Origin of the sequence: Microcystis sp. 0824, assembly GCF_003112475.1 — a bacterium.
GTDB lineage: Bacteria > Cyanobacteriota > Cyanobacteriia > Cyanobacteriales > Microcystaceae > Microcystis > Microcystis aeruginosa_C.
In genome coordinates this window covers 128,727-134,984 of record NZ_BDSM01000055.1, presented here as the reverse complement: position 1 = coordinate 134,984, position 6,258 = coordinate 128,727, and the positions used below count along the sequence as shown (strand labels likewise).

The 6,258-nt window shown below is 45.7% G+C and carries 5 protein-coding genes; 2 read left to right on the top strand and 3 right to left on the bottom strand.

Features of this window, described 5'->3' with window-relative positions:
* Positions 1 to 1,789 (top strand): group II intron reverse transcriptase/maturase (gene ltrA / locus N0824_RS19060; RefSeq protein WP_108937900.1); only part of this gene is annotated, 1,789 nt, incomplete at its 5' end.
* A gap of 222 nt (positions 1,790 to 2,011) precedes the next feature.
* Here the strand turns inward: ltrA and N0824_RS19055 are convergent.
* Together N0824_RS19055 and N0824_RS19050 are read right to left on the bottom strand one after the other, a co-directional pair.
* Positions 2,012 to 2,995 carry a PIN domain-containing protein gene (locus tag N0824_RS19055; RefSeq protein ID WP_108937899.1) on the bottom strand — a complete coding sequence of 328 codons (984 nt, stop codon included), beginning with the start codon at positions 2,993 to 2,995 and terminating at the stop codon, positions 2,012 to 2,014.
* A 143-nt stretch (positions 2,996 to 3,138) separates the two neighbouring features.
* Complete coding sequence (locus N0824_RS19050; RefSeq protein WP_108937898.1) at positions 3,139 to 3,366, bottom strand: hypothetical protein; 228 nt, start codon at positions 3,364 to 3,366, stop codon at positions 3,139 to 3,141.
* 17 nt (positions 3,367 to 3,383) lie between these two features.
* On the opposite strand from N0824_RS19050, the gene N0824_RS19045 reads away from it, so the two are divergent.
* Complete coding sequence (locus tag N0824_RS19045; RefSeq protein ID WP_108937897.1) at positions 3,384 to 5,714, top strand: cation-translocating P-type ATPase; 2,331 nt, start codon at positions 3,384 to 3,386, stop codon at positions 5,712 to 5,714.
* A gap of 199 nt (positions 5,715 to 5,913) precedes the next feature.
* On the opposite strand, the gene N0824_RS19040 is transcribed toward N0824_RS19045, so the two are convergent.
* Complete coding sequence (locus N0824_RS19040) at positions 5,914 to 6,255, bottom strand: hypothetical protein (protein ID WP_108937896.1); 342 nt, start codon at positions 6,253 to 6,255, stop codon at positions 5,914 to 5,916.
* Between the last annotated feature and the right edge of the window lie 3 nt (positions 6,256 to 6,258).

Sequence of the window (6,258 nt, the reverse complement as noted above, 5' to 3'; positions counted from 1 at the left end):
CACTAAGACTACGAATGTATGGAAAGCTATCAATTGGGGGAAAATCCAAAGATACGTTTTCAAGCTCCAAAAGAGGATATACCAAGCGGCTAAATCGGGACAGGATGCAAAGGTTAGAAGGTTGCAACGTCTATTGGTGAAATCGTACTACGCTCGTCTATTAGCAGTTCGCAAAGTAACCCAAGATAATCAAGGAAAGAAAACAGCAGGAGTTGATGGGAAGATAGTAATATCCCCAGAACAAAGGCTAAATCTAACCGAAGAAATCAAAGGAACACTTAAAGCAAAACCGCTAAGAAGGGTATGGATTCCTAAACCCGGCAGGGATGAAAAACGCCCATTAGGAATACCAACCATCAAAGACAGAGCTAGACAAGCGTTGATTAAATCGGCACTTGAACCAGAATGGGAATCAAAAATGGAAGGAACCAGCTATGGTTTCCGACCGGGAAGGTCTGCCCATGACGCAATATCAAGGATATACACCACCATTAATCAAGGTAGCTACTTTGTATTAGATGCTGATATTGCCAAGTGTTTTGACCGAATTAATCACGAACTTTTACTGTCCAAAATTCATTGTCCAAGTTCCCTGAAAAGAGACATAAAACAATGGCTCAAAGCAGGAGTATTGGATAACGGTGTATTTGAGGAAACAGAAACAGGGACACCACAAGGAGGGGTAATAAGTCCACTACTAGCTAACATCGCACTGGATGGAATGATGAGATTAATTGAAACATTATTTCCCAAAAAGAAATATATCCAAGCCGTCTCAATAAGATACGCCGATGACTTCGTAGTGATCTCCCCATCACTTGAAATCATTGAACAGTGCAAAACTGCCATTTCCGAATGGTTAAAACCCATAGGACTAGAACTCAAACAGGAGAAAACCAGAGTGTGTCATACACTTATCCCCATTGATTACAATGGGAAAACAGAAGAACCCGGTTTTGATTTTCTAGGATTCAATATCAGGCAATACCCAGCAGGAAAATACAAATCTGGGAAAACAGGAGGGGGACGACTAATTGGTCACAAAACCCACATAAAACCCAGCCAAAAGGCAGTTAAAGCCCACACAGAAGCGATTAAAGGTGTAATCAAAAAACACAAAACAGCACCTCAATCAGCCCTGATTAATCACCTAAACCCAATCATAAGAGGTTGGGCTAATTACTACTCAGGAGTAGTATCTATGGATACCTTCAATAAACTAGACCATACAATCTGGTTAATGTTAAGGGCATGGACAGTAACAAGATGCGGTAAAGCGAGCTACAAAAAGCTGAGAAACTATTTCAGACCGGGTACAATTAAACTCAGCAACGGGAAAGAAAGACAAGAATTCTGGCTATTTAAAACCAAAGATGGTCTTCACTTATGGAAACATAACTGGACACCAATTGTCAGACATACCCTAGTACGCCCCGACGCATCACCTTATGACGGAAATTGGACTTACTGGGCGACCAGACGAGGACAAGCAATCGACACACCGACAAGAGTAGCTAAACTACTCAAGAAGCAACAAGGCAAGTGTAGCCGATGTGGGCAGTATTTCACCCCATCGGATTTAATTGAAGTTGACCACATTCACCCTCTAAGCTTAGGCGGAAAGGATGAATATAAGAACCTTCAATTACTACACCACCACTGTCACGATGATAAATCGGCATCGGATGGAAGCCTTAAATCATCCACATTGACACCAGTCAATGTAGATAATACAAGGCAAACCAAAAGAAGTCAAGCTGTATCCTTAACAAGGGAACAGTCAAACTAGGAGCCGTGTGAGGTGAAAATCTCACGCACGGTTCTGAATGGGAGGGGAGGTCGGTGACGACCTTCTCGACCCCTAATCTAACGACTTCAATCAATGAGGATGGTGCGTTCCCAAAAATCCTACATTAGGGAACGCACCCTAGGGCGATAGCGATTGCAATAACGTTCAAGCTCAGGGGTGCTACGCCGGCGAGCCGGTGTAGCACCCCTCTGGAGCGGGATATTAGGGATTTTTCGCCGCTCGCTGAACTTGTTCTTCGATGACTTTCTCGACGATATCTTTGTGCTCTGGGTCAGAAAGCCCATCAAGCAGCGGTACGGCGACACGATTAAGGAAATCGGAAACGTCGGAGTCGGTCACAATCCATCTAAATTGAGTGTTATCTGTTGCTGCGGACAGTATCTTCTCGACTTCCTTGAGGGAGAAGTACGAATAGGCCTCCAACTTGCCAACAAGGTGGTGAGTAGAAGCAAATGAACTCGATGAAAACAAACTTTCGATCAAGGCTTCTTTGGTTTTGTCGAAAGAAAAGGCCACCCCATCGAAGTTTTCCTTCATGAATCCCGAAAGGGTTCTATACACGCGAAGGGTAGATTTCTTCTTTTCCTTCCATTCCTCTTCTAAGAACGGATGCGCGGCATCTTCGTTGATTGACGAGTAATAGTCTCCATCTTCACTAATGACGTGAAGGTCTTCTTCTTCGGGCACAGACTGAAGAAGAACCGTCCAATTTATTGCGTCGCCAATCGAGCCATTCTTTCCAGGCGGATTACCAATCGCCATTCGCATGCTGGCAACTGAAAAAATATCCGGCGTCGTCTCAATGATTGCCGATTTGGTGAATATGTCTTTGATTAGGCGGTCTGCCTGCAAATTACGCGAGGCAATGTCTGCCTCCGCCTTTTCCATAATTGATTTGGATAGCTGCTGCAACTCTGCACTCAGCCTTCTGATTGCGTTGTACTCCTCATACCCCTTCATGAACGAGGGAAGCTGGGCAGAGAATTTGACTTCCTTGAATCTCTTCAACGCGTCCTTGATTTTGTTCTCACGGTTTCGCTTGAACTCCTGGCATACCTGCTGCGTTAGGTGGACACTCGCGGCACCATGCTCATGAGAGGCAAACACGTTATTGAGTGCATCCAACTCATCTTTCGAGAAGTGAAAGAAATTCAACAGAATATTGGTGTCAATAAACACATGCATGATGAACGCCTAACTTTAATCATACCGCTCTCTGCGATCTAGTACCCTTCCCCATCCTACTATCCCACCCGCATCGGTCTAACAGCCCCTAAATAAAATGTAATACCGCACGGTGCGGTTTAATCACCTCAATTTGGGCATAATTACCGCAGATAGTGGTCTAGCATTCCGCTCAAGTAGATTTTACCCCATTTGCCGATGACAGAATCCGAGAAGTCATGCTCCTGTTTACTGACGCGTTTGTAGTACAATTCGCTATTAGTTTTTCCCGCATCATTGATGGCTGCCCCCCTAATAGTATGGCTCAGGAAGAGATCGCCAAAATAGTTTAAAAATCGGCCGAGAATTTCTAGGATAGAAGTAAAGACCATCCTTGCCTACTTTTTCTATGATCCTAGCCGCCGAAACTGGACTAAAAACCGCTACTCTAGACGTAAAAGGCATGAAATGCGCCGGCTGTGTTAGTGCCGTAGAAAGACAACTCAGCCAAAATCAAGGGGTAAAATCGGCCCAAGTTAACCTAATCACGGAAATTGCCGTGATTGAATACCAACCAGATGCGATCGCACCAGAGCAATTAGCCGCAAAATTAACCGCGATTGGATTCCCCACCCAACCGCGCAGCTCATCGACTCCCCTTTCTCAACAAAATCAACGGCTGCAAAACCAACAAAAAGAACGGCAACAACAATTATACCGATTAGCGATCGCTTGTTGTTTACTGGTTTTTTCCCTGATTGGTCACTTACACCACATCGGGGGACCAGAAATCCCTATCTTTCAAAGTATTGCTTTTCACTGGACTTTAGCCACCCTAGCCATTTTATTCCCCGGCCGCGATATTTTCATCGATGGTTGGCGGGGATTACGGCACGGGATGCCAAATATGAACACTCTCGTTAGTTTAGGCACAGGTAGCGCCTATATAGCTAGTTGTTTGGCTCTTATCTTCCCTAATCTCGGTTTAGAGTGCTTTTTCGATGAACCGGTCATGCTGTTAGGTTTTATTCTCCTCGGACGGACTCTAGAAGCGCATTCCCGTCATCGCGCAGCCGCAGACTTAGAAGCGCTTACCTCCCTACAACCGGCAGTGGCTCACCTGATTGGTAGTACAGATGACCGTGTGGGTGTGGCCATTCCGGTGGAACAGCTGCGCGTCGGGGAATGGGTGCGCGTCTTACCCGGGGAAAAAATTCCCGTGGATGGGGAGATTATTCAGGGAAGAACCACGGTAGATGAAGCTTTATTAACGGGGGAATCGCTGCCGGTGGTTAAGGAAATGGGAGATCTAGTCATTGCTGGTAGTTTCAATCTCTCTGGTGCGATTGCGGTGCAAACTCGTCAGGTGGGGACCGATACCACCCTAGCTAAGATTATCGCAGCCGTGGAATCAGCCCAAACTCGCAAGGCCCCGGTGCAGAAGATAGCGGACCGGGTAGCGGGTTATTTTGCCTACGGAGTCATGATAATTGCCCTAATTGTGCTGCTCTTTTGGTATTTTTGGGGAACTAGGCTCTTTCCAGAGGTGTTAGGGTCAACCACGGGACACCACGAGATGATTCAACCCACTTCTCCCCTACTTTTGTCCCTAAAATTAGCGATTTCTGTGCTTGTGGTCGCTTGTCCCTGCGCTCTCGGTTTAGCCACACCCACGGCCCTACTGGTGGGAACCAGTTTAGCAGCCGAACGGGGTATTTTGATTAAAGGGGGCGATGTTTTGGAAACCGTCTCGCAACTGCAAACGGTGGTTTTTGACAAAACGGGAACCCTTAGCCAAGGTCATCCAGAAATTACCGATTGTTTGAGTTTTTCTATCCTTAATTCCCTGGAAATTCAACAATTAGCGGCAGTAGTGGAGAGTGGCACTAATCATCCCCTCGCTCGGGCGATTTTAGATGCGGTTACTCCCCCTACTAACCTGACGGGGGAAGATTTTCAAACTGTGGCCGGATTGGGAGTTTCGGCAAGGGTGCAGGGGTCGAAAATTGTTCTAGGAAATCGGCAATGGTTGGCACAAAACGGCATTAAAATCGATGAAACCATCCCCAGTATTCAAGAGCTTTTAGAGGCGGGTAAAACGGTGATTTATCTGGGTATGGAAGAACAATTACTCGGCGCGATCGCTTTTCAGGATCGATTACGTCCCGATGCTCAAACAACCGTTAATCAGTTGCAAAAACTCGGTTTAGAGGTGATTTTACTCAGTGGCGATCGCCAAGAAGTGGTAACAGCGATCGCTAATAGTTTGGGTATTAGCCAATTTTATGCCGAAGTTGCCCCCACCGAAAAATCCGCCTTAATTGCCGACCTACAGACAAAAGAGGGCAAAATCGTGGCTATGGTCGGGGATGGTATCAATGATGCTCCTGCACTAGGACAGGCTAACATCGGTATTGCTCTGGCCGGTGGCACGGAAGTGGCCATGGAAACGGCTGGGATCGTTTTAATTAGCGATCGCCTAGAGGATGTGGTGCAATCTCTGCATTTAAGTCTGGCCACATGGCAAAAAATCCGACAAAATCTTTTTTGGGCTTTGGGTTATAATACCTTTGCTATTCCCATTGCTGGTGGTTTATTACTGCCCCGTTGGGGTCTAGCTTTCAGTCCGGCCTTGGCGGCAGCTTTAATGGCTTTTAGTTCGGTTATGGTAGTGAGTAATTCCTTGCTTTTACGTCGTCAATTTCCTCCGCTCAAATCGACGAAGGAAAGCGAAAATTAAAGCAATTATCGATTTTTTCTCGATAAATCTATCAAGCGCCAAAAAGAGCGACTCTCTTATTCTTTGTGTGATAAGTTTCACTGATACAGGAGCGATCAATCTCTGTGTCCTCTGTGTCTTTGTGGTTCGTTACCTAAGAGAGCCAAGATGGTATTTTGTCCCCGTCTTTGTCAGTTGACGGAGACAGGAACAAATCGGGTTAAGCGGTAATTCTGGTCAGGGATTGACCTTGATAATTGTTGATAATAATCTGGTGAATAGATTGAAAAAATTGCCGACAACGATTATTAGTTCTCAGGGGCAGCTCATGATTTTTAACCAATAAATCGATCTGAAGTTCCGAGCTAGTGGGGGGATGAATAAATAACTCCACTTTCACTAACTGGGGAAAGAGAGCATCGTTAGGAACTTCCGATAAAAGCAAGACATCGGACCGGCGCTTGATGATTTCAAATTCACCCAAACTTAGGATATCATCGTATAAAAGCCCGGTTTGATGGGGAGAAATTCCGACAAAATAAGAACAGGAATAGCGAGCCATGGC

Bases quoted from the DNA above. Each gene is read 5' to 3' on its own strand.
- N0824_RS19040 (WP_108937896.1), bottom strand. From the start codon at position 6,255: ATGGCTCGCTATTCCTGTTCTTATTTTGTCGGAATTTCTCCCCATCAA.
- N0824_RS19055 (WP_108937899.1), bottom strand. From the start codon at position 2,995: ATGCATGTGTTTATTGACACCAATATTCTGTTGAATTTCTTTCACTTC.
- N0824_RS19050 (WP_108937898.1), bottom strand. From the start codon at position 3,366: ATGGTCTTTACTTCTATCCTAGAAATTCTCGGCCGATTTTTAAACTAT.
- N0824_RS19045 (WP_108937897.1), top strand. From the start codon at position 3,384: ATGATCCTAGCCGCCGAAACTGGACTAAAAACCGCTACTCTAGACGTA.